The organism is Herbaspirillum sp. (assembly GCF_017744395.1).
GTDB lineage: Bacteria > Pseudomonadota > Gammaproteobacteria > Burkholderiales > Burkholderiaceae_D > Herbaspirillum.
Window position 1 is genome coordinate 25,833 of record NZ_JAGIBI010000002.1, and the last position, 21,712, is coordinate 47,544.

Below are 21,712 nucleotides of genomic sequence, written 5' to 3' on the forward strand. Positions count from 1 at the left end.
GCCGGCGCGCCAAGTTTGCTACCATCTGCGTTTCCTCTTCCATTCCCTTATTGCCCTGCACGGGCCGATTTCCTCATGAGCAAATTCTGGAGTCCCATCGTCAGTCGCCTGACGCCCTACACGCCGGGCGAGCAGCCCAAGATCGCCAACCTGGTCAAGCTCAACACCAATGAGAACCCGTACGGGCCGTCGCCGCGCGCGATCGAGGCGATTGCGCGCGAAGTGGCCGACAGCCTGCGCCTGTATCCCAACCCGGACGCCGAGCCGTTGAAGCAAGCCATCGCCCGCCGCCACGCCGCCGACGGCATCACGGTGCGCGAAGTGTTCGCCGGCAACGGTTCCGACGAAGTGCTGGCGCATGCCTTCCACGCGCTGCTGCAGCATGGCAAGCCGATCCTGTTCCCGGACATCACCTACAGTTTCTACCCGACCTATTCCGGCCTGTACCAGGTCGACTATCGGGCGGTGCCGCTGGCTGACGACTTCAGCATCCGCGCCGACGATTACCTCGGCCATGGCGATGCCATCGGCGGCATCATCTTCCCCAACCCGAACGCGCCGACCGGCTGCCTGCTGCCGCTGGCGGAGGTCGAGCGCATCGTGCAGGGCAACCCGCAGCGGGTGGTGGTGGTGGATGAGGCTTATATCGATTTCGGCGGCGCCAGCGCGATTCCGCTGGTGCAGCGCTATCCCAACCTGCTGGTGGTGCAGACGCTGTCCAAGTCGCGCTCGCTGGCCGGCATGCGGGTCGGTTTCGCCGTCGGCCACGCCGACCTGATCGATGCGCTGGAGCGGGTGAAGAACAGTTTCAATTCCTATCCGCTGGATCGCCCGGCGATTGCCGGCGCCACCGCTGCCATCGAAGACGAGGAATATTTCAGGAAGACTTGCGACATGGTCATCGCCAGTCGCGAAAAGCTGGTTGTATCGTTGAAGCAGCTCGGTTTCGACGTGCTGCCCTCGGCCGCCAACTTCGTGTTCGCGCGCCATCCGCAGCACGACGCGGCCAGGCTGGCGGCGGCCCTGCGCGGCGACGGCATCATCGTGCGCCACTTCGGCAGCGCGCGCATCAGCCAGTTCCTGCGCATCACCATCGGCACCGACGAAGCTTGCGGCACTCTGGTGCAGGCGTTGCGGCGCCACCTCTCTTGAGCCGTCCGGCCATCCTGGTGAAAACCGGGATGGCGCTTATTCCTTCAGAGGCAGCTATTGCCGCTCAATCGGGCTTTTCTGTTTCGACTTGTTCGATTGCCTTCACGATGATGCTGAGCGTTGCGTCCAGGTGATCCACTGTGTGACGCTTCACCGCAGCCATATCGCGTGCCTTATATTCATCCAGCATCTTTTGATGCTCGGCATTGCTGCGCTCAATATGCTCGGGTTTCATATAAATCGAAAGCGCAATATATGGCCCTGAGGCGTCGCGCAAGGACTTGATGAGATGGGCAAGACGCGTATCGCTTTGAGAGGCCCAGAGCGCCGCGTGGAATTCTATGTTTAGTTCGGTCCAGCGGGAGACATCGGTGGTTTCCGCCATTTCGGCATGCAGCGCTTCTGCCAGGGCAATGTCTTCGTTACGCATCGAATCCATCACTCTCTCGACCATGAGCGTCTCAAGGGATTTTCTCAACCCATAGAGTTCACGGGCGTCTTCAATCGTGAGGCCGCGCACTACCGCTCCGCGGTGGACGTCGAAAAACACCAGTCCTTCCGAGACCAAAGAACGCAGCGCTTCACGAATCGGCGTGGTAGACACATCCAGCCGGCGCGCCAACTCGTCCTGGCGAAGCCGGTCTCCCGCTTTTAATTTCCCTTGGAGAATTTCAGCGCGAAGGCTTTCAATGGCATACAGGTATGCCGTACGCGGCCGCCGCGCCGGCTGCCGCGTCACTTTTTTGGGGATGGGGGAAGCCTGTTCCACGGGGAGAGAGTGTGCGAATTAGTGGCTTCGGAGTTTACACCAATTCGATACCGACTCCCCAACGCGGCCGGGCTCTACGCCCGCCGCGATCAAGGCGACCACCAACAGGCGCGCTTTGATTGCGGACAGCCATCCGCCCATATGCGCTCCCCGTCGAATCAGATCCATTTCGGCGCCGACATATCCATAGGTCTTCGAGGCTGTCGAACCGCTCGCCGCTCTCGTCGTGATAAACACGGGAATGTGTGCCGCCAGATTCGCAATGCGCTCTGCGAAGTCGTAGGACACATGTCCGGCCCCGGTCGCCGCGACGATGATCGAAGCGTATCCATTGTCGGCCGCCAAACTCGCCAGTTCGCCACCATCCCCCAACGATGCGGGAATGATCGCGACTTTGGGCCAGACACCTTGGGGAAATGGAATGGGAGCGGGCCGCGAACCCGGCGGATGGAAATATGCCGGAGTCCCCTCCACCAAGCGTGCGGCGACGCCGCCGTCTCCCGAGGAGAACGCTCCCGTTGACAATGAATCCGCCTTGGTCACCCACCGGGCTTCGTGCACGGTGTCGTTCATCACCACCAGTACGCCTCGTCCAACGCTCTGCGCATCCACGGCCGTTTGCACCGCCGCAAGCAGATTGGCGGGGCCATCGGCGCCCGCTGCGCTGGCGCCTCTCATCGCTCCCGTCAGAACCAGCGGCTGGGGGTATCGCCAATACAAGTCCAGGAAAAAGGCCGACTCTTCCAAGGTATCCGTTCCCTGGGTCAAGACGATCCCGTGCGCGCCATCTTCTACCTGCTTTTCGGCCCACGCCAAAACCGCCATCAAGTCATCGAAGGACAGCGATGCACTCGGCAGCTGCCTTAAGGACTCCGCTCTCAGATTGGCGATGCCTGAGATGCCGGGGGCGGACTGAGCCAGCTGCGCGGCATCCAGAGTCGGAACAATTCCTCCTTCGCTGGATGGGGTCATGCTGATGGTCCCGCCCAGTGAAGCGACGGCGACGATCGGGAGAGAGTTGGGCATATTCATTGTCCTTTTGTTAATCAACTAAACCGGTTGCGTCAGATTATATATTATATATAATCTGGCCTGAGTACGAAGATTACGGGTAATTACGTGACGAAAATGTTGATAAGGAGGAAGTATGCAGCGAGAAAACAAGCACCTGGTTCAAATCGAGCCGAGCAGGTATCGGTACGCCATTTTTGCGTTGATCGTGCTGATCGCAATCGTGAACTACATCGACCGCGGGGCGATTTCATATGCCGCGGGACAAATCACCACGCAGTACGGTTTTGATCGCCCAAGCTGGGGCGCGGTCCTGGGCTACTTCGGCTACGGCTACATGTGCGGCGCCCTCTGCGGCGGCGCATTGGCGGATAAACTGGGCGCCAGGAAGGTCTGGATCATCGCTGGCATCGCGTGGTCCATCTTCGCCATCGCGATGATCTGGGCCGGAGATATCGGCATCGCGGTATTTGGCGGTTCGGCCCTCACGGGATTCGCGACAGTACGTGTCTTGTTCGGGTTCGCCGAAGGCCCCGCCTATTCGATCATCAACAAGACAATGTCTGCCTGGGCCTCGCCGTCGGAGAGGGGTTTTGCGGTATCGATCGGGCTGTTGAGTACGCCGCTGGGCGCGCTGCTGACGGCCCCGGTCGCCGTAGGACTGCTGCTTTGGACCGACAGCTGGCGCACGATGTACGTGGTTCTTGGCTGCGCCGGCTTTATCCTGATCGCCATCTTTGCGCGCGTCTACACGAACCGGCCGGAGGAAAACAGCCGTGTGAATGCCGCCGAAGTGGAATTGATCCAGGCAGGCCGCCCCATTCAAACCAAGACAAACGACGCCGGCGTCCCCTGGTGGAGCTTCTTCAAGAGCAAAACACTGGTCTGCAACACCATCGGCTACTTCGCCTTCGTCTACGTGAACTTCATGTTGCTGACGTGGACGCCCAAATACCTTGCCGACGAATTCCATTTCACCCTGTCGTCGCTTTGGTACGTCGGCATGATTCCATGGACCGGCGCATGCATTACAGTCCTGCTTGGCGGGCGACTCTCCGACTGGCTGTTCAAGAAAACAGGCAAGCTTGTGATTGCGCGCAGCTGGTTCGCGGCAGCAGCGTTGACCTGCACGACCTTATGCTTCCTTGCGGTTTCCCAGGCGCACAGCGTCTGGGCGGTCATTGCCTTGATGACGCTGGGCAATGCGCTGAACGCGCTTCCGAATTCTGTCTACTGGACGGTAGTGATTGATACCGCGCCGAGTCGGGTTGGCACCTTCAGCGGGTTTATGCACTTCATCGCCAACATTGCGGCAGTACTGGCCCCCACCCTGACCGGGATTCTCTCCGCGAAATACGGCTACTCCTCCATGTTCATCGCAACCGCCGTGGCCACGGCGATCGGTGTCGTCGCAATGCTGCAAGTACGTCCGGGAGTAGGCGCTGCAAATGCCTCGCTTGCGTTGAAGACTTGATCCCCGGCCCTTTCGCCGGACGACAAAAGGATCAAAGCGCCATCCCGGGATGGCGCTTATTTCTCCAACGGCCGCTGCCGCCACGCGACCAGCGCGCCCGCCAGCAGCGTCAGCGCCGAAAACACCAGCCCGCGTTGCAATCCCCCCGCGCCGTCGGCGATCCAGCCGACGATGGTGGGGCCGACGATCTGTCCCGCCGCGAAGATGATGGTGAAGGCGCTGATGCCGGCCGGCCAGTCGGCCTGCGGCAAGTTATGCCGCACCATCGCCGTGGTGGAGGCCACCGCCGACAGGAAGCAGGCGCCGAACAGGATGCCCGATGCGAACACCGCCGTCGTCTCGCTGGTGAATGCCGGAATCAGCGTGGCCACGCACAGCAGCGTGTTGAGGATGGCCAGCGACTGACCACCACGGAAGCGGTCCAGCATGCGCGCCCAGATGCGCGACGAGGCGAAGGTGGCCACGCCCAGCAGCGCGAAGAACAGCGTGATGCGCTGCGGCGCCATGCCTTGTTCCTTGAGCAGCGCGATGACGAAGGTCATGTAGCCGATATAGCCGAGTCCGAAAAACAGATACCCAACCAAACCGAAGAGCAAGCTGCGCGGCTTGAAGCTGCCGCGCGCCGATGCCTGCGCGGCGGGCGCCGGGATATGGCGCACCGGCAGCGACATGAATACGCTGGCCACCAGCGCCAGCGCGCCCAGCAGCAGCCAGGCCCATTGCCAGGGATGCGCCGCGCCATGTTCAACCGCGGCCTGCATGACCGCCGGCACCGACAGCGCAGCTACGGCGATGCCGATGCCGGTACCGCCGTAATACAGCCCCAGCAGCAGTCCGGCGCGCGGCGCGTGCGACGCGGCCAGGCGGCTTACCAGCAAGCCGCCGGAGACGAAGATGAAGGCGCTGGTGATGCCGGTGGCCACACGCAGCAGCAGTTGCACCGCGGTGTCGGTGGTGAAGCCGGGGACGAAGCTCAGCAAGGCGGTGCCGAAGGCGCCGCCGACCAGCACGCGGTGCGCCTGGCAGCGGCGCATCAGCAGCGGCGTGACGAGCGCGCCCAGCAGGTAGCCCAGCGCGTTGCCGGTGTTCATGCCGCCGGCGATCATGTACGGCCAGCCGAGGTCGGCGCGCATCGGCGCCAGCAGCAGCGCATAGGAAAAGCGCGCCACGCCGAGGGCGACGAAGGTGCCCAGCGACAGGGCCAGCGCGGTCAGGATAGGATGGCGCAGGATGAAATCGTGCGGGGCGGGATCGGTGGTGGCGGACATGGGTAGGCCTCTCCGTAGCCTGGTCTCATTATCGTGTGCGCCAAGTGTAGCCCAGCGGGGCCGGCGCCGCTTATGCGGCCACGCTTTGGTCCCCGGCAGTGTCTTTCGCCACTACCTGCAGGCAGGCTTCCACCACGCGCGGATCAAGGCGCGTGCCGCTCAGGCGGCGGATCTCGTCGAGCGCCGCTTCCATGCCCAGCGATTTGCGGTAAGGGCGTTCGGCCGAGATCGATTCGACGATGTCGCACACCGTCAGGATGCGCGACTCCAGTGGAATCGACTTGGCCCTGACGCCGCGCGGATAGCCGCTGCCGTCCAGGTACTCGTGGTGGCACCAGACGATTTCGGCCAGGTTGAAGGGAAAACCGATCTTGCTGAGGATGTCGTAGCCGGTTTGCACATGCGTCTTGATCAGCGCGTATTCCTCGTCGGTGATGCGGCCGGGCTTGTTGAGCAGCGCCAGCGGTATGCTGGCCTTGCCGATGTCATGTACCAGCGCGGCCATGTGCAAGACGTCGATGCGTTCGCGCGGCAGGCCGAGATGTTCGGCGATCTTCACGCACAGCGTGGCGGTGCGGTCTTCGTGGCTCGGGGTATAGCCGTCGGTGAGCCGGTGCATGGCGACCAGCGCATCGACGATTTCCTGGTAGATCGGGTTCGGGGGTGGGTTTGAATCTGAGTCTGGCATGCGGTCCTTGCGGGTTCCTGCGACATTGCAGCGCGCGTTGCGCGGAAGCGGTTGCCCCGGATGTCGGATAATAGCGGCTGCAATTTCGAAGCAGTTTACCTTCACGATGTTTCAATGACAACCAAGCTTTCCATTTCGCGCGCGGGCCTGCCGGCGGCCCGCAAGCACCAGATCGCCATTTTGCTGTTCTTCCTGCTGCTGGGCATGGTGTACGCCAGTTGGGCCGCGCGCATCCCCGCCATCCGCGACATCCTGCAGCTCGACGCCGCCACGCTGTCGCTGGTGCTGCTGTGCGGCGGCATCGGCGCGGTCGGTTCGTTCCCGCTGGCGGCCTGGCTGACGGGCCATTACGGCGCGCGCCACAGCACGTTGTATGCGGGGCTGGCGCTGCTGCTCTCATTGCCGTTGCTGGCGCTGGCGCCCGGCCTGTGGGCGCTGATGCTGGCCAGCGTGTTCTACGGCGCCGCCTCCAGTTGCTTCGACGTGGCCATCAACGCGCTGGGAGCGCAGGCCGAGCAGGAGGCGGGGCGTCCCATCATGTCGATGCTGCATGGCTGGTTCTGCGTGGGCACCTTCACCGGCGCGCTCGTGGCCAGCGGCGTGGCGGGGCTGGGCATCGCGCCGCTCTGGCATTTCCTGCTGGTGTCGGCGCTGTTCCTGGCGCCCTTGTGCATGGCCTACAACGCGCTGCCGGACGACCGCCCCGAGCACGATCCGCACCGCAAGATCTTCGCCATTCCGCACGGCCACCTGGTGGTGCTGGGCGTGATCGGTTTTTGCGGCGCCATCGTCGAGGGTTCGATCGCCGACTGGAGCGGGATCTACATGAAGGACCACATCCGCGCCAGCGACGGCGGCGCGCCGCTGGCCTACGCGGCCTTTGCCGGCATGATGCTGGTCATGCGCATGGTGGGCGACCGCCTGAAGCAACGCTACAATGCGCGCCGCGTGGTGGCCGCCGGCACACTGGCCGCCGCGTTCGGCATGGGCATCGCGGTGCTGGCCGAGAGCATGGCGCCGGCCATCCTCGGATTCGCCATCGCCGGCGCCGGTGTGGCGGCGGTGTTCCCGTTCGTCTTCAGCGCCGCCGGCCGGCATGGCTCGACCGCGCTGGCGGCGGTGGCTACGCTGGGCTACAGCGGCAGCCTGATCGGCCCGCCGGCGGTCGGTTTCCTGGCGCATGGCTGGGGCCTGCCTGCCGCGCTGGCGTTCATCGGCGTGCTGTGCCTGTCGATTGCCGTCTGCAGTAGCCGCGCACAGTGGTTGGAGTAGAGCCTGTTATGGAAAAGAAAGATAAGGAAAACATCATGCGCAATCTGGTCCTGTTGCCGGGCTTCATGCTCAACCAGCACCTGTGGGACGACATGCACGGCGATCTTGCCACGCTGGGGGCGCTCACTTTCGGCGACCTCGGCCAGGACACCGGCATCAAGGCCATGGCCGACGCCGTGCTGCGCCAGGCGCCGGAAAAGTTCGTGCTGTTCGGTTTTTCGATGGGCGGCTTCGTGGCCCAGGCGATCGCGTTGAAAGCGCCGGAGCGCGTGCAGGGCCTGGCGCTGCTCAACACCTCGTCGCGTCCGCAGACCGCGCAGGAGTCGGCGGCCACCAAGGCGCAACTGGAGATCGCCGAGCGCACGCCGTTCAAGGGACTGACGTCGCGGGCGCTGGCTTCGTCGCTGCATCCGGCGCGCAGCACCGACCGCGCGCTGCTCGACCGCCTGCAGGCGATGGCGTTGTCCAACGGCAAGGATGTGTTCCTGCGCCAGTTGCAGACGCTGCGCGACAGCAATGCCGAACAGCTCCGGCTGCTTGATTGCCCGGTGCTGATCGTCGCCAGCGACCAGGACAAGCTGCGCACGGTGGAAGAGTCGGAAGAGATGGCGCGGCAGATCGCCCAGGCGCGCTTTGAGGTCGTCGCCGATTGCGGCCACATGACGCCGATGGAAAAGCCGCGGGAATTGTTCGCCCTGATCGGCGACTGGATCGCGCAATCGGGGTTGTAAGAGCAAGGCCGGGGCAACGCGGGAAAACGAAAGGCAGCCGGATCATGTCCGGCTGCCTTTCGTTTTTTCAGGGAAGGGGACTAAGCTGATCAGCTTTCGCCAGGTTCCTTGCCCGATGCGCCGGCTATCGCATGGCCGGTTGCCTTGCCCATTTCTTCCGGGTCGGTGAGGCTGTCATTGCTGGCGCGGCGGATTTCTTGGTCCTGGCGTATGGCGTTCGGGGCCTGTTCCTGAGGCTGGCGCGGCTTGTCGTGTTTGGGATGACGATCTTTTCTGGTTCTGAGAAAGCTGGTCATGTTGTCCTCGCATCAAATCAAATGTTGGGCTTTCTTCCATCGCTGCGGATTGCCGTGCGCAAAATGAGGAAGCGAGGAAATACGACCGGCAGTGGGGGAAGAAGTGCCGGGCGTTACAAATTGGATAAAAAATAAAGAGATTGTCCGACGGAGAATTCGGACAGGATGGGCAGGCGTACGCAGGAGGGAGCGGCGGCGGGGCCTAACCTTTGAGCCGGCGCCAGCCGGGGCGTTCCATCGCGAGGGATGCCCCGGTTGGCGGAGGGAGCCGTTTTACAGCGCCAGGCGCGCGCGGGCGGCCCGGTATTCGGCCTCGAGGCGGTCGACCATCTCGGCCACCGAGGGAATGTCGTGCATCAGGCCCACGCCCTGGCCGGCGCCCCAGATGTCGCGCCAGGCCTTGGCCTTGCTGTTGCCGCCGGAGCCGAAGTTCATCTTGGTCTTGTCGGCTTCGGGCAGGTTGTCCGGATCGAGCCCGGCATTGAGGATGGACTTCTTCAGGTAGTTGCCGTGCACGCCGGTAAACAGGTTGGTGTAGACCACGTCGGCCGCGGTCGATTCGACGATGGCGTCGCGGTAAGCCTGGTCGATGTTGGATTCCTTGGTCGCCAGCCAGCGCGAGCCGATGTAGGCGAAGTCGGCGCCCATGGCCTGCGCGCCCAGCACGGCGTCGCCGGTGGCGATGGCGCCTGACAGCACCAGCGGCCCCTTGAACATCTTGCGTACTTCGCCCACCAGTGCGAACGGCGACAGCGGGCCGGCATGGCCGCCGGCGCCGGCCGCCACCAGGATCAGGCCGTCCACGCCGGCCTCCAGCGCCTTCTCGGCGTGACGGATCGAAATCACGTCGTGCAGCACGATGCCGCCGTAGCTGTGCACCGCATCCAGCATTTCCTTGGGCGGCGCGCGCAGGCTGGAGATGATGATCGGCACCTGGTGCTTCACGCACACCGCCACGTCTTGCGCCAGGCGATCGTTGGATTGGTGCACGATCTGGTTCACCGCGATCGGGCCGACCTTGCGTTCCGGATGCTGCTGTTGCCATTCGGCCAGTTCGGCCTGCAACTGGGTCAGCCACACATCCAGCTGCTCGGCCGGGCGCGCGTTCAGGGCGGGGAAGGCGCCGACCAGCCCAGCCTTGCACTGGGCCGCCACCAGGGCCGGGCCGCTGGCGATGAACATGGGCGAGCAGATGATGGGCAGGCGCAGATCTTGCAAGGCTTTCGGGTAGGCGGGCTGGGGCATGGCTGTCTCTCGGGTTGTCGTTATGGAAAGGTGCTGATCCTGATCTGATCCGGCGATTATAGGTGAAAAATATTACGATCGTGCTTTTTGTTGCAGGAACGGGATTTTCACCTGGAAATTGCTAAATAATTTTCAAGACCGGTCGGCTTGGTGTTATGTTTTTTTCGTACCTGCCGTAATGCGAACCATAGGGGCAGCTATGCTTCAAGCCGCGCCGGGGGCGGTTGCTGTTCGAAGCCGTAGTGGCAATTGCAAGACCTGTTGTGGGGAAATCATGGAAACCTTCAAGTTCATCAATATCGCCATCGTTGCCGGATTGGGCGCCGGATTGGTTCTGTGCGCGGTGCTGCACCACCGTTTCCTGAAGAAAGCGGTCGCCACCGCCGACAAGCGTTATGTGCGCGGCTTGCGCCGATACCGCCAGTGATCGTTTTCGGTTTTGGCCGATGCAGCGCGGCTTGCCCTTGCGGCTGGCCGTGGCGGCGCGCGCCCTGAAACGGCAGCGGTAAGCATGCCGTGCCGGAGCACTGCGCCAATAAAAAACGCCGGGATATCCCGGCGTTTTTGTTTGATGCATCCATTGCGTATCAGACGCTAGGCGCTGCGCTTGGCCGCGATCGCGTTGCCGGCGCGGCTGACCGATTTGCGGCCCAGGTGCTGCGAAATGAACTGGCCGGCATCGACCACCGCATCGAGATCGACGCCGGTTTCGATGCCCAGTCCCCGCATCATGTACAGCACGTCTTCCGAGGCCACGTTGCCGGTCGCGCCCTTGGCGTAAGGGCAGCCGCCCAGGCCCGCCACCGAGGAATGGTAGATCGTGATGCCGGCCTGCAGGCTGGCGTAGATATTGGCCAGCGCTTGGCCGTAGGTGTCGTGGAAATGGCCGGACAGGCCTTCGATATGGAATTCGCGGATCGCCGTTTCCATCACCGGACGCACCTTGTCGGGCGTGGCCACGCCGATGGTGTCGGCGATGTCGATCTCGTCGCAGCCCAGTTCGCGGAAGCGGCGTACCACGTCGGCCACCGCATCCAGCGGCACCTCGCCCTGGTAGGGGCAGCCGAAGGCGCAACTGACGGCCGCGCGCAGGCGCTTGCGGTGCTGCTTGGCGGCGGCGGCGACTTCGCGGAAGCGTTCGATCGATTCGGCGATCGAGCAGTTGATGTTCTTCTGCGAGAACGCCTCGGACGCCGCGCCGAAGATCACCACCTCATCCACGCCGGCTTCCAGCGCCGCCTCGAAGCCCTTCATGTTGGGCACCAGCGCCGAATACACCACGCCGAGCTTGCGCGTGATGCCGCGCATCACTTCGCCCGAGGTGGCCATCTGCGGCACCCACTTGGGCGAGACGAAGGAGGCCGCCTCGACGTTGGGGAAGCCGGCCGCGGTAAGCCGGTTCACCAGCTCGATCTTCACCTCGGCGGAGATGGTTTCCTTCTCGTTCTGCAGGCCGTCGCGCGGGCCGACTTCGACGATTTTGACTTTCTTGGGCAGGCTCATGTTGCGTGTCTCCTCTTGTATGGCCGGCGATGCGGTGGCATCAGGCGGCGTCGTGTACGGGGTCCAGCTTGACGTCGGCGACCATGCCGCCGGTCATCTTTTCCAACTGGGCGGCGGTCAGATTGAACACCGCGTGCGGATGGCCGGCCGCGGCCCAGACGCTGGGGTATAGGAACAGGTCGCGGTCGATCAGCATCACCGGCTTGACCACATGGCCGACCGGGCATACGCCGCCGATCGCATAGCCGGTGCTGTCGCGCACGAACTTGGCATCGGCCTTGCCGAGGGCGCCCACCAGCGCGGTCACCTTGGTTTCGTCGACGCGGTTGCTGCCGCTGGCGATCACCAGCACCGGCGCATCGTCGGTCACGCGGCGGAAGATGATCGACTTGGCGATTTCCGACACGCTGCAGCCCAGGCCGGCGGCGGCCTCGGCCGAGGTGCGGCCGGTTGCCGGCAGCATCACTACCGGCTTGTCATGGCCGAGCTGGGCCAGCAGGTCGGAGACGCGTTGGGCGGAAGAGGGCAGGGCGGTGTTATCGGCGGTCTGGGTCATGGCGTGGCAGGGAATGAAAACTGATCCGACATGATAGCAGCGGCGCGCATGTCCGTTTTGGCGGCCACCGGTTCAGGCATCCAGCAAAAACATCCCGTCGCTGCGCGCCGCGCCCGCGCGTTCCAGTTGCGCGGCAACCCAGTGCGCCAGCGCATCGTCGCTCATCTGCATGAAGCGTTCGTTGGCGATGCGCAGCAAGGGGACCTCGCGCATCATCGCCGGCAGGTCGGCCAGCGCGATGCGCTGCCGGTCCAGCAACAGGAACTTCACCAGCACCTTGATGCCGTTCTGGGCATTGCGCAGGGGATCGGCTTCCAGGTAATCGAGGCGGGAGAATGCCTTCTCCAACGCGTCATCGACTTCCGAAAAAGGCGCGCCGTGCCCGGGAATCACCAGCTTCACATCCAGTGTACGGATCAGTTCCAGCGTGGCGCGCGCTTCGGCAAAACCGGATTCGCCGTCCAGCTCGGGGAAGATGATGCCGAAGCCGTTGCGCCACAAGGCATCGGCCGAGATCAGGATGCCTTCCTGCGCGCAGTAGAAAACCAGCGAATGCGGATCGTGGCCGGGCGCGGCCAGCGCCTGCCAGTCGAGGTCGCCCAGGCGCAGCACATCGCCGTCGCGCAGCACGCCGCTGAAACCGAAGCGCGCGCAACGCTGGCCGGTGGCGCGGTAGCTCAGCGCGGCCTCATCCCAGGCCTCGACCTTCTGCGCTTCCGCCGCCGGTATCGCGGTGCGGCAGTCATAGGCGGCTTGCAACGCAGCGTTGCCGCCGCAATGGTCGGAATGCAGGTGGGTGTTGAGTAGCAGGTCGAGCTTGCCGCGGCCGCGCTGCTGCAGCACGTGGCGCACCAGTGTCAGCGTCTGTTCGGCGTGCGCGATATAGCCGCTGTCGATCAGCGCCACCTCATCGCGTCCGAACAGCAGCACATTGTTGGACGACAGCCAGCCGCGTTCAAGCACATGAATCGACGGCGGCACGCGCAAGGCCGGTGCATTCATCGCCGGATCACGCCGCTTTGAACTCGAGCAGTTGCGCGCCTTCGGCCACCTGGTCGCCGACCGCGTACAGCATGTCTTCGACGGTGCCGTCGGCCGGAGCGGCAATGGTGTGTTCCATCTTCATCGCCTCCATGATCAGCAGCGGCGCGCCCTTGTCGACGCGACCGCCTTTTTCCGCCAGTATCGCCACGATCTTGCCCGGCATCGGCGCGGTCAGGCGGCCGCCTTCGGCTTCGCTGTGTCCCGCATGCGCCATCGGATCGGCGTACAGCAGGCTGCACTGTGCGCGGCCGTCGAACACATGCAGCAGTTCACCTTCGCGCACCACGTCGGCCTGCAGCATGCGGCCGTCCAGCGACAGGCGCAGGGTGCTGCCGTCGATGGAAGCGACGCGTACGTCATGGGCCTTGCCATTGACGAACAGGCGCCATCCGCTGCCGTCGCCGGCATATTCAAGCTGCACCTGAACCGGGCCGGACTGGCCGGTGAATTCCAGCGTGCGCAGGAGCTTGTCGTTGAGCCGCCAGCCGTTCGCGGATGCCCAAGGATCGGTCGCGCGGGCCGCTTGCGCTTCTTCCTGCAACAGCGCCGCCGAGGCCAGCGCCAGCGTGTCGGTCGTTGCCGGCACAGGCGCCGGGAACAGCGTGTCGTGGTGGCGTTCGATCAGGCCGGTATCGAGGTCGGCCTGCGCGAAGGCGGCGCCGGAAACCAGGCGCTGCAGGAAGCCGATATTGGTCGCCAGCCCGACCACCTGGTATTGCGCCAGCGCGCGCGACATGTTGCGCAACGCGACCTCGCGGTCGGCGCCCCAGACGATCAGCTTGGCGATCATCGGATCGTAGAAGGGCGAGATGGCGTCGCCTTCGCGCACGCCGGAGTCGATGCGCACGGCGGCGGGCTGGGTCGCTCCCGTTTCATGCAGGCGGAACTCGACGGCGCTTGCCGTGCGCATGCGCGCCAGAGTGCCGATTGAAGGCAGGAATCCTTTCTCGGGATTTTCAGCATAGATGCGCGCCTCGATTGCATGACCGTCGATGCGCAACTGTTCCTGCTTCAACGGCAGCGCTTCGCCGGACGCCACGCGCAATTGCCACTCGACCAGATCCTGGCCTGTGATCATTTCAGTGACCGGATGTTCGACCTGCAGCCGCGTATTCATTTCCATGAAGTAGAAGCTGCCGTCCTGGTTGGCGATGAATTCCACCGTGCCGGCGCCGACGTAGCCGACCGCGCGCGCGGCGGCGACCGCGGCTTCACCCATCGCGGCGCGGCGCTCCGGCGTCATGCCGGGCGCCGGCGCTTCTTCCAGCACCTTCTGGTGGCGCCGCTGCACTGAGCAGTCGCGCTCGAACAGATAGACGCAGTTGCCGTGCGTGTCGGCGAACACCTGGATCTCGATATGGCGCGGCCGCGTCAGGTATTTCTCGACCAGCACGCGGTCGTCGCCGAAGCTGGAGATCGCCTCGCGCTTGCAGGACGCCAGCGCGGCTTCGAAGTCTTCCGAACGCTCGACCACGCGCATGCCCTTGCCGCCGCCGCCGGCGCTGGCCTTCAACAGCACCGGATAGCCGATGCGGTCGGCTTCGGCGCGCAGGAAATCGCTCTCCTGGCGTTCGCCATGATAGCCCGGCACCAGCGGCACCGCGGCTTTTTCCATCAGCGCCTTGGCGGCCGACTTGGAACCCATCGCATCGATGGCCGAGGCCGGCGGGCCGATGAAGACCAGGCCGGCATCGGCGCAGGCCTGCGCGAAGCCGGCGTTTTCCGACAGGAAGCCGTAGCCGGGATGGATCGCCTGCGCGCCGGTGGCCAGCGCGGCGGCGATGATCTTGTCGCCGCACAGGTAGCTTTCCTTGGCCGGCGCCGGGCCCAGGCGCACGCTTTCGTCGCAGGCCTGCACGTGTTTGGCCTGGGCGTCGGCGTCCGAATACACCGCCACCGTGGCGATGCCCAGGCGGCGTGCGGTAGCCGCCACGCGGCAGGCGATTTCGCCGCGGTTGGCGATCAGGATCTTGTTCAGCATGGGGTCTCCTCCGTGGCGTGGTTCAGATGCGGAACACGCCGAATTTGGTATCTTCGATGGGGGCGTTCAAGGCCGCCGACAGGCCCAGCGCCAGCACCGTGCGGGTATCGGCCGGATCGATCACGCCGTCGTCCCACAGCCGCGCCGAGGCGTAGTAGGGGTGGCCCTGCGTCTCGTATTGGGCGCGGATCGGTTCCTTGAACGCGGCTTCCTCTTCCGCGCTCCAGCTGCCGCCGCGCGCTTCGATGCCGTCGCGCTTGACGGTGGCCAGTACGCTGGCGGCCTGTTCGCCGCCCATCACCGAGATGCGCGCATTGGGCCACATCCACAAAAAGCGCGGCGAGAAGGCGCGGCCGCACATGCCGTAATTGCCGGCGCCGAAGCTGCCGCCGATGATCACCGTCAGCTTGGGTACGGCGGCGGTCGAGACCGCCGTCACCATCTTGGCGCCATGGCGCGCGATGCCTTCGTTCTCGTATTTCTTGCCGACCATGAAGCCGGTGATGTTCTGCAGAAAGATCAGCGGGATCTTGCGCTGGCAGCACAGTTCGATGAAGTGCGTGCCCTTCTCGGCCGACTCCGAAAACAGGATGCCGTTGTTGGCGATGATGCCGACCGGCATGCCGTGCAAATGGGCGAAGCCGCACACCAGCGTGGTGCCGTAGCGCGCCTTGAATTCGTCGAACTCGCTGCCGTCGACGATGCGCGCGATCACTTCGCGCACGTCGAAGGGCTTGCGGGTGTCGGTGGGGATCACGCCGTACAGTTCATGCGCAGGATACTTCGGCTCGACGCTGTCGCGCAGCGCCAGTTGCTGCGGCTTCTTGCGGTTGAGGTTGCCGACGATGTTGCGCGCGATTGACAGCGCGTGCAGGTCGTCCTGCGCCAGGTGGTCGACCACGCCGGACAGGCGCGTGTGCACGTCGCCGCCGCCCAGCTCTTCGGCCGTGACCACTTCGCCGGTAGCCGCTTTCACCAGCGGCGGCCCGGCCAGGAAGATGGTGGCCTGTTCCTTGACGATGATGGATTCGTCGCTCATGGCCGGCACATAGGCGCCGCCCGCCGTGCAGGAACCCATCACCACCGCGATCTGCGGGATGCCCTTGGCCGACAGGTTGGCCTGGTTGAAGAAGATGCGGCCGAAGTGGTCGCGGTCCGGGAAGACCTCGTCCTGGTTGGGCAGGTTGGCGCCGCCGCTGTCGACCAGGTAGATGCAGGGCAGGTGGTTGAACTCGGCGATCTCCTGCGCGCGCAGGTGCTTCTTGGCAGTCATCGGGTAGTAGGTGCCGCCCTTGACCGTGGCGTCGTTGCACACGATCAGGCATTCCTGGCCGGCCACGCGGCCGATGCCTGTGATGATGCCGGCCGAGGGCGCGGCGTCTTTCAGGTTGCCGTCGCGGTCTTTCTCGCGGTACATGCCGTAGGCCGCCAGTTGCGAGAATTCGAGGAAGGGCGTGCCGGGATCGAGCAACATCTGCACCCGGTCGCGCGGCAGCAGCTTGCCGCGCGCCAGGTGTTTGTCGCGCGCGGCCTGGCCGCCGCCTTCGGCGATCGCCGCGACCTTCTGCTTCAGGTCGTCGACGATGCGTTGCATGGCGTCGCGGTTATGCTGGAAATCCTCGCTGCGCGGGTTGAGCTTGCTTTCGATCTGCGGCATGTCGTCTCTCTCTTCGGTTTCTTTTATGCGTCGCCCGGGAAGGTGCCGTCCACGTAGTACCAGCGCGGCGTGCCCTGCGCATCCGGCCGGCGCACGAAGTTGCTGATCTCGTGCATGCGGTGCGCTTTCCCGCCGACCTTGAAGCGCGCCACGAATTCCACCGTGGCTTCGTCGGCGCCGGCGACATGGGTTTGTTTCTTGATGTCCAGGCCGATCCACTTGACGTCGGTTTCGCCGGTCAGTTCTTCTTCCGGCAAGGTGTCTGGGAACCAGGTCGCGCGCAGGTAGGCTTCATCGCGCAGCGCATAAGCGCTGTAGCGCGAACGCATCAGCAGCTCGGCGGTGGAGGGTATCTCTGCGCCCGAGATGAAGCGACCGCAGCAGGCGGCGAAGGCGCCCTTGCCGCAGGGGCAGGGGCCGCCTGCGGCTTTGTCGTTCTTGCCGGCCATCAGATTTTTCCGTTCTTCAAGAAGGCTTCCAGTTGCGTGAAGCGGTCGAAGCCCCAGAACGCTTCGCCGTCGACGATCACGAACGGCGAGCCGAACACGCCTTTCTGCATGGCCTCTTCGGTGGCCAGACGCAGCTTGTCCTTGATCTCCTGCCCGCCCAGCGCTTCTTCCAGCGCGGCATGGTCGATGCCGAGGTCGCCGGCGATGCGCAGCACATTGGCCGGCACGCTGATGTCGATATCTTCGGTGAAGTAGGCGCTGTAGATGGTCTGGATGAAATCGACCGCCTTCTCGGGCTGGCGCTCCTGCACCCACAGCGCGGCGCGCGCGGCGACCTGGGTGCCGATGGGGAAGTTGCCGGGTTCCTTGAAGAAGATGTTGTGGAAGCGCGCGGTGCGCCCCATGTCATGGCGCGAGTATTCACCCTTGAGCGGGATGGTGACCAATGAGTTGGTGCCGATGTTCTTGAAGATCGGCCCCAGCAGGATAGGATGCCAGTTCACCTGGCGGCCGTATTTCGCGGCCAGCTTGCCGATCTCGACGGCGCCGAAATAGCCGTAGGGCGAACTGAAGTCGAAGTAGAAGTCGATGGGATTGCTCATGGTTTCACTATCGAAAAGTAAAGGTTACAGGGTATCGGCGAACAATTCGCGCCCGATCAGCATGCGGCGGATCTCGCTGGTGCCGGCGCCGATTTCATACAGCTTGGCGTCGCGCCACAGGCGGCCCACCGGGTATTCGTTGATGTAGCCGTTGCCGCCCAGCGCCTGGATCGCTTCGCCGGCCATCCAGGTGGCTTTCTCGGCCGAGTACAGGATGGCGCCGGCGGCGTCCTTGCGCAGCGCGCGCACCTGCTCCGGCGATGTAGCTCGGTCGCAAGCCTGGCCCACCGCGTAGACGTAGGCCTTGCAGGCCATCATGGTGGAATACATGTCGGCCAGCTTGCCCTGCATCAGCTGGAATTCGCCGATGGCCTGGCCGAACTGCTTGCGGTCGTGCACATAGGGCACCACCGCGTCCATGCAGGCCTGCATGATGCCCAGCGGGCCGCCGGAGAGCACGGTACGCTCGAAATCCAGGCCCGACATCAGCACGTTGACGCCGCGGCCGATGCCACCCAGCACGTTCTCTTCCGGCACCTCGCAATCCTGGAACACCAGCTCGCCGGTGTGCGAGCCGCGCATGCCCAGCTTGTCCAGCTTCTGCGCCACCGAGAATCCCTTGAAGCCCTTTTCCACCAGGAAGGCGGTCATGCCGCGCGCGCCGGCTTCCAGGTCGGTCTTGGCGTACACCACCAGCACGTCGGCGTCCGGCCCATTGGTGATCCACATCTTGCTGCCGTTGAGCACGTAGCGGTCGCCCTTCTTGTCGGCGCGCAGCTTCATACTGACCACGTCGGAACCAGCGTTGGGTTCGGACATCGCCAGCGCGCCGATGTAGTCGCCGGAGATCAGCTTGGGCAGGTATTTCTGTTTCTGCGCCTCGTTGCCGTTGCGCTTGATCTGGTTCACGCACAGGTTGGAGTGGGCGCCGTAGGACAGGCCGACCGAGGCCGAGGCGCGCGAGATTTCTTCCATCGCCACGATGTGCGCCAGGTAGCCCATGTCGGCGCCGCCGTATTCCTCGCTGGCGGTGATGCCCAGCACGCCCAGGTCGCCCAGCTTCTTCCACAGGTCCATCGGGAACTGGTCGCTGCGGTCGATCTCGGCGGCGCGCGGGGCGATCTCGGCGGCGGCGAAGTTGGCCACGGCCGCGCGCAACGCGTCGATGTCTTCGCCGTGGTGGAAGCTCAGTCCTGGCAGGTCGATCATGCTTGTCTCCTCGTTATCGGTAATTGTTTTGTCGATGCCGGCGTTGCCGGCTTGATTTACGTTAACGTCAATGCTGCTGTGTTTTCAGTACGCTCATGCCGTCTTGCGACGGGATTTCGGCGCGCCGTTTTTTTTGCCTTCGCCATTCAGCAACGCGCGGCATTCCTCTTCATGTGCGTCGATCTCGGCCAGCGTCAGTTCCAGGTCTTCGCGCTGGCGTTCCAGCTTGTCGCGGTGCTGCTGCAGCACGCCCAGGAAGCGCTGCAATTGCGGCTCGGTGTCCTTGGGCGATTCGTACATGTCGATCAGGTCCTTGATCTCCGAGAGCGTGAAGCCCAGGCGCTTGCCCCGCAGGGTCAGCTTCAGCCGCGTGCGCTCGCGCGCCGGATAGACGCGGTTGCGGCCGCCCGCGCCTTCGCGCTTGGGATTGAGCAAGCCGTGGTCTTCATAGAAACGGATCGCCCTCGGGGTGATCCCGAATTCTTCCGCCAGTTCGCTGATGGTGTAGGTGGGCATGATGGGCGTCTGCGTCGAACGGGAATATTGGTTAAGCTGGCCGGGAAAAATCCTGGAATTGGCCCGGAACTGGCACTTTACGTTAACGTAAAGTATATTGTGCCTGGTCGTCCAGCGGAAAATGCAAAGGCGCCGTTTTGTTGTTAGTGCGGCAATGCTTTCGCCGCTTCGCATTCCCTTTGGTTTCACCTTGCCCAGATATCGCATGAATGCTCTTGAATCCCAGCTCGACTACGCCTTCGGCGACGCCATGCCGGAAACCGGCCGCACCATGGAGGTCGCGCCGGGCGTGCGCTGGCTGCGCATGGGCCTGCCCTTCGCGCTGAACCACATTAATCTGTGGCTGTTGGAAGATGAAGTGGAAACGCCGCAGGGCTTGCGGCGCGGCTGGACGGTGGTCGACTGCGGCATCGCCACCGATGCCACCCGGCAAGCATGGGAAACCATCTTCACCGAGGAATTGAACGGCTTGCCGATCCTGCGCGTGCTGGTCACGCATTGCCACCCGGACCATGTCGGCCTGGCCGACTGGCTGTGCCGGCGCTGGCAGGCGCCGTTGCTGATGAGCGCGGGTGATTACGCGTTCGCGCGCGTCATGTCGGCCGGCTTGCCGGGGGCAGAGGGGACGGCGGCGACGCCGCATTTCCAGCGCCACGGCCTGGCCGATCCGGAGACGGTCGCCACGCTGCAGGGGCGCAACAGCTATTACCAGGAACTGGTGCCGGCGGTGCCGCACGCCTATGCGCGTCTGCAGGATGGACATGCCGTGCGCATCGGCGGGCGCGACTGGGAAATCATCACCGGCTTCGGCCATTCGCCGGAGCATGTGTCGCTGTACTGCGGCGAATTGAACGTGCTGATCTCAGGCGACATGGTGCTGCCGCGCATCTCGACCAATGTCTCGGTGTTTGCGATCGAACCGGAAGCCAATCCGGTGCAACAGTTCCTGGACTCGCTGAAGAAGTACGCGCACCTGCCGGCCGACGCGCTGGTGCTGCCGTCGCACGGCAAGCCGTTCCGCGGCCTGCATACCCGCATCGCCCAGCTCGACGAACATCATCGCCTGCGCCTGGCCGAGGTATTGGAAGCGTGCGCCACGCCGCAGACCGGGGTGGATATCCTGCCGGTGCTATTCAAGCGCGCGCTGGATACGCACCAGCTTTCGTTTGCCCTGGGCGAGGCGGTGGCGCATTTGCATAAGCTTTGGTATGACGGTGCGTTGCGGCGGCAATTGGGGGATGATGGGGTTTATCGTTTTGTTGCCGTCTAGTTGGGAGGGCTATTGCGGATCTTTGGCGGCTTCTGTCCAATTGCAGGCGTCATTCGCTGAAGCGATTTTGTTCAGCATTAGCGGAAACGCCCCGCTATCCTTTTCACTCTTGCCGCCAATGATTCGAAACCTAAGGTAAAGCATGCCAGTTTGAGATTTTTGGAGCGAATAAAAATAGCGGGCTAGCCGTAGAACCTTGCATGAATAACAGAACGTCTAGCAGACGTCCTGGCTCATCGACCAACCAAGGATAATCGCTCTCAGCGGCTGCATCTGTTAGCAAGGACTGGTTTGTAGCGAAACACTCTCCGAGATAGAAGGGCAATCGCGTTAGCTTCCGCGCCTGAAAACTGTCCATGTCCGCAGGCATAATAAACCGAGTTACATTTGTTCCAACGAAGCCTGCGCTCGACAACCCTTTGCGTACCTGGCTATCCAATGCTGGCATGAACCCGGTCAGCAAAAGTAGCACTTTCATTGGATACGTAACGTTTGTATTTTCAATAAGAAGTGAGGTTGATATGTTGGATAGTACGGAAAGTAGGCGTTTATCAAATTCTAGAAGGTGTGCCTCATCAGCCAAGTTTCCGATCATACGGAACGAACCGTCGATTACTGTCAGATTTGTAAGTGTCCCGTTTGTGAATCCAATAAGCGACGCATGAAACGCAGGGTTCAACAAGGTCGCTTCTAATGTTTGCAATGTCTGGACCTTTGGTGCGTTTCTTTTGCCAGCTCCCCAACGAATGAGGACGCTTCTCAGCACATTTGCCAGTGGTGTCGCGTTTGCTTCAGTCGGCGTTGCCAGGTACAGCGTCGCCAATTTGCTTACCGATTGATAGTCATTATGGTATTCACTATTGAACATGTTAATGGCGTTGATGATGGCTGCATGTGATGCCACAACAGTTAGCCGCATGATTTGGCGTCCTTCAAAAGTAGAAGTCAGATCCTTAGCAGACCAAGGGTTTGTTCGCGGTAGCCTTCATTCGAGAGAAATCTCGGATGAAGAACAGTGC

Annotated in this window: 22 protein-coding genes; 6 read left to right on the forward strand and 16 right to left on the reverse strand. The window is 63.4% G+C overall.

Features of this window, described 5'->3' with window-relative positions; genetic code table 11:
• Positions 1-75 precede the first annotated feature (75 nt).
• Positions 76-1,152: a histidinol-phosphate transaminase gene (gene hisC / locus J7548_RS05940; protein ID WP_290971717.1), complete on the forward strand. Its 1,077-nt coding sequence runs from the start codon at positions 76-78 to the stop codon at positions 1,150-1,152.
• A 64-nt stretch (positions 1,153-1,216) separates the two neighbouring features.
• On the opposite strand, the gene J7548_RS05945 is transcribed toward hisC, so the two are convergent.
• Complete coding sequence (locus J7548_RS05945; RefSeq protein ID WP_290971720.1) at positions 1,217-1,921, reverse strand: GntR family transcriptional regulator; 705 nt, start codon at positions 1,919-1,921, stop codon at positions 1,217-1,219.
• An 18-nt stretch (positions 1,922-1,939) separates the two neighbouring features.
• Entirely contained in the window at positions 1,940-2,947 is a 1,008-nt protein-coding gene (locus J7548_RS05950) for an asparaginase (protein ID WP_290971723.1), read from the reverse strand.
• A gap of 121 nt (positions 2,948-3,068) precedes the next feature.
• Here J7548_RS05950 and J7548_RS05955 point away from each other — a divergent pair, with 121 nt between their 5' ends.
• Positions 3,069-4,406: an MFS transporter gene (locus J7548_RS05955; protein WP_290971725.1), complete on the forward strand. Its 1,338-nt coding sequence runs from the start codon at positions 3,069-3,071 to the stop codon at positions 4,404-4,406.
• Positions 4,407-4,462: 56 nt separating this feature from the next.
• On the opposite strand, the gene J7548_RS05960 is transcribed toward J7548_RS05955, so the two are convergent.
• Entirely contained in the window at positions 4,463-5,674 is a 1,212-nt protein-coding gene (locus J7548_RS05960; RefSeq protein ID WP_290971727.1) for a YbfB/YjiJ family MFS transporter, read from the reverse strand.
• Between the two features lie 70 nt (positions 5,675-5,744).
• Complete coding sequence (locus tag J7548_RS05965; protein WP_290971729.1) at positions 5,745-6,362, reverse strand: HD-GYP domain-containing protein; 618 nt, start codon at positions 6,360-6,362, stop codon at positions 5,745-5,747.
• 114 nt (positions 6,363-6,476) lie between these two features.
• Between J7548_RS05965 and J7548_RS05970 the strand changes: the two genes are divergently transcribed.
• Together J7548_RS05970 and J7548_RS05975 are read left to right on the forward strand one after the other, a co-directional pair.
• Complete coding sequence (locus J7548_RS05970; protein WP_290971732.1) at positions 6,477-7,634, forward strand: MFS transporter; 1,158 nt, start codon at positions 6,477-6,479, stop codon at positions 7,632-7,634.
• Between the two features lie 35 nt (positions 7,635-7,669).
• A complete protein-coding gene (locus tag J7548_RS05975; protein WP_290971735.1) occupies positions 7,670-8,365 on the forward strand; it encodes an alpha/beta hydrolase in 696 nt (231 codons plus the stop codon).
• 89 nt (positions 8,366-8,454) lie between these two features.
• On the opposite strand, the gene J7548_RS05980 is transcribed toward J7548_RS05975, so the two are convergent.
• The gene (locus tag J7548_RS05980; protein WP_290971738.1) at positions 8,455-8,661 is read right to left on the reverse strand and encodes a hypothetical protein; all 207 of its coding nucleotides are present in this window, start codon (positions 8,659-8,661) and stop codon (positions 8,455-8,457) included.
• 273 nt (positions 8,662-8,934) lie between these two features.
• Positions 8,935-9,906, reverse strand: coding sequence for a nitronate monooxygenase family protein (locus J7548_RS05985; RefSeq protein WP_290971741.1), 972 nt, complete (start codon positions 9,904-9,906; stop codon positions 8,935-8,937).
• Positions 9,907-10,180: 274 nt separating this feature from the next.
• On the opposite strand from J7548_RS05985, the gene J7548_RS05990 reads away from it, so the two are divergent.
• On the forward strand, positions 10,181-10,333 hold the full coding sequence (locus J7548_RS05990) for a hypothetical protein (RefSeq protein WP_290971744.1): 153 nt from the start codon (positions 10,181-10,183) through the stop codon (positions 10,331-10,333).
• A gap of 167 nt (positions 10,334-10,500) precedes the next feature.
• On the opposite strand, the gene J7548_RS05995 is transcribed toward J7548_RS05990, so the two are convergent.
• From J7548_RS05995 to J7548_RS06035, 9 genes are all read right to left on the reverse strand, one after another.
• Positions 10,501-11,409, reverse strand: a complete 909-nt coding sequence (locus J7548_RS05995; RefSeq protein WP_290971747.1) for a hydroxymethylglutaryl-CoA lyase — start codon at positions 11,407-11,409, stop codon at positions 10,501-10,503.
• A 40-nt stretch (positions 11,410-11,449) separates the two neighbouring features.
• Positions 11,450-11,965, reverse strand: coding sequence for a YbaK/EbsC family protein (locus J7548_RS06000; protein ID WP_290971750.1), 516 nt, complete (start codon positions 11,963-11,965; stop codon positions 11,450-11,452).
• Between the two features lie 72 nt (positions 11,966-12,037).
• Positions 12,038-12,967: an MBL fold metallo-hydrolase gene (locus tag J7548_RS06005; protein ID WP_290971753.1), complete on the reverse strand. Its 930-nt coding sequence runs from the start codon at positions 12,965-12,967 to the stop codon at positions 12,038-12,040.
• A gap of 7 nt (positions 12,968-12,974) precedes the next feature.
• Entirely contained in the window at positions 12,975-14,990 is a 2,016-nt protein-coding gene (locus J7548_RS06010; protein ID WP_290971756.1) for an acetyl/propionyl/methylcrotonyl-CoA carboxylase subunit alpha, read from the reverse strand.
• A 22-nt stretch (positions 14,991-15,012) separates the two neighbouring features.
• Positions 15,013-16,647, reverse strand: a complete 1,635-nt coding sequence (locus J7548_RS06015; protein ID WP_290971759.1) for a carboxyl transferase domain-containing protein — start codon at positions 16,645-16,647, stop codon at positions 15,013-15,015.
• 23 nt (positions 16,648-16,670) lie between these two features.
• Entirely contained in the window at positions 16,671-17,096 is a 426-nt protein-coding gene (locus J7548_RS06020) for a YchJ family metal-binding protein (protein WP_290971762.1), read from the reverse strand.
• The gene (locus J7548_RS06025) at positions 17,096-17,698 is read right to left on the reverse strand and encodes a 2-hydroxychromene-2-carboxylate isomerase (RefSeq protein ID WP_290971765.1); all 603 of its coding nucleotides are present in this window, start codon (positions 17,696-17,698) and stop codon (positions 17,096-17,098) included. The genes J7548_RS06020 and J7548_RS06025 overlap by 1 nt, the downstream gene beginning before the upstream one ends.
• A 24-nt stretch (positions 17,699-17,722) precedes the next feature.
• Positions 17,723-18,907: an isovaleryl-CoA dehydrogenase gene (locus J7548_RS06030; protein WP_290971768.1), complete on the reverse strand. Its 1,185-nt coding sequence runs from the start codon at positions 18,905-18,907 to the stop codon at positions 17,723-17,725.
• Positions 18,908-19,000: 93 nt separating this feature from the next.
• Positions 19,001-19,423 (reverse strand): MerR family DNA-binding transcriptional regulator, encoded by a 423-nt coding sequence (locus J7548_RS06035; protein ID WP_290971770.1) that lies wholly within the window; start codon positions 19,421-19,423, stop codon positions 19,001-19,003.
• Positions 19,424-19,628: 205 nt separating this feature from the next.
• Here J7548_RS06035 and J7548_RS06040 point away from each other — a divergent pair, with 205 nt between their 5' ends.
• Complete coding sequence (locus tag J7548_RS06040) at positions 19,629-20,693, forward strand: MBL fold metallo-hydrolase (protein WP_290971773.1); 1,065 nt, start codon at positions 19,629-19,631, stop codon at positions 20,691-20,693.
• 130 nt (positions 20,694-20,823) lie between these two features.
• Here J7548_RS06040 and J7548_RS06045 read toward each other — a convergent pair whose 3' ends face one another.
• A complete protein-coding gene (locus J7548_RS06045; RefSeq protein WP_290971776.1) occupies positions 20,824-21,612 on the reverse strand; it encodes a hypothetical protein in 789 nt (262 codons plus the stop codon).
• Positions 21,613-21,712 lie beyond the last annotated feature (100 nt).

What these genes read in the sequence shown, in the direction of transcription:
- J7548_RS05950 (WP_290971723.1), bottom strand. Translation starts at nt 2,947, where the DNA reads ATGCCCAACTCTCTCCCGATCGTCGCCGTCGCTTCACTGGGCGGGACC.
- J7548_RS06020 (WP_290971762.1), bottom strand. Translation starts at nt 17,096, where the DNA reads ATGGCCGGCAAGAACGACAAAGCCGCAGGCGGCCCCTGCCCCTGCGGC.
- J7548_RS06000 (WP_290971750.1), bottom strand. Translation starts at nt 11,965, where the DNA reads ATGACCCAGACCGCCGATAACACCGCCCTGCCCTCTTCCGCCCAACGC.
- hisC (WP_290971717.1), top strand. Translation starts at nt 76, where the DNA reads ATGAGCAAATTCTGGAGTCCCATCGTCAGTCGCCTGACGCCCTACACG.
- J7548_RS06015 (WP_290971759.1), bottom strand. Translation starts at nt 16,647, where the DNA reads ATGCCGCAGATCGAAAGCAAGCTCAACCCGCGCAGCGAGGATTTCCAG.
- J7548_RS05985 (WP_290971741.1), bottom strand. Translation starts at nt 9,906, where the DNA reads ATGCCCCAGCCCGCCTACCCGAAAGCCTTGCAAGATCTGCGCCTGCCC.
- J7548_RS06035 (WP_290971770.1), bottom strand. Translation starts at nt 19,423, where the DNA reads ATGCCCACCTACACCATCAGCGAACTGGCGGAAGAATTCGGGATCACC.
- J7548_RS05955 (WP_290971725.1), top strand. Translation starts at nt 3,069, where the DNA reads ATGCAGCGAGAAAACAAGCACCTGGTTCAAATCGAGCCGAGCAGGTAT.
- J7548_RS05995 (WP_290971747.1), bottom strand. Translation starts at nt 11,409, where the DNA reads ATGAGCCTGCCCAAGAAAGTCAAAATCGTCGAAGTCGGCCCGCGCGAC.
- J7548_RS05965 (WP_290971729.1), bottom strand. Translation starts at nt 6,362, where the DNA reads ATGCCAGACTCAGATTCAAACCCACCCCCGAACCCGATCTACCAGGAA.
- J7548_RS06030 (WP_290971768.1), bottom strand. Translation starts at nt 18,907, where the DNA reads ATGATCGACCTGCCAGGACTGAGCTTCCACCACGGCGAAGACATCGAC.
- J7548_RS06045 (WP_290971776.1), bottom strand. Translation starts at nt 21,612, where the DNA reads ATGCGGCTAACTGTTGTGGCATCACATGCAGCCATCATCAACGCCATT.
- J7548_RS06040 (WP_290971773.1), top strand. Translation starts at nt 19,629, where the DNA reads ATGAATGCTCTTGAATCCCAGCTCGACTACGCCTTCGGCGACGCCATG.
- J7548_RS05970 (WP_290971732.1), top strand. Translation starts at nt 6,477, where the DNA reads ATGACAACCAAGCTTTCCATTTCGCGCGCGGGCCTGCCGGCGGCCCGC.
- J7548_RS05960 (WP_290971727.1), bottom strand. Translation starts at nt 5,674, where the DNA reads ATGTCCGCCACCACCGATCCCGCCCCGCACGATTTCATCCTGCGCCAT.
- J7548_RS05990 (WP_290971744.1), top strand. Translation starts at nt 10,181, where the DNA reads ATGGAAACCTTCAAGTTCATCAATATCGCCATCGTTGCCGGATTGGGC.
- J7548_RS05975 (WP_290971735.1), top strand. Translation starts at nt 7,670, where the DNA reads ATGCGCAATCTGGTCCTGTTGCCGGGCTTCATGCTCAACCAGCACCTG.
- J7548_RS05980 (WP_290971738.1), bottom strand. Translation starts at nt 8,661, where the DNA reads ATGACCAGCTTTCTCAGAACCAGAAAAGATCGTCATCCCAAACACGAC.
- J7548_RS06005 (WP_290971753.1), bottom strand. Translation starts at nt 12,967, where the DNA reads ATGAATGCACCGGCCTTGCGCGTGCCGCCGTCGATTCATGTGCTTGAA.
- J7548_RS06025 (WP_290971765.1), bottom strand. Translation starts at nt 17,698, where the DNA reads ATGAGCAATCCCATCGACTTCTACTTCGACTTCAGTTCGCCCTACGGC.
- J7548_RS06010 (WP_290971756.1), bottom strand. Translation starts at nt 14,990, where the DNA reads ATGCTGAACAAGATCCTGATCGCCAACCGCGGCGAAATCGCCTGCCGC.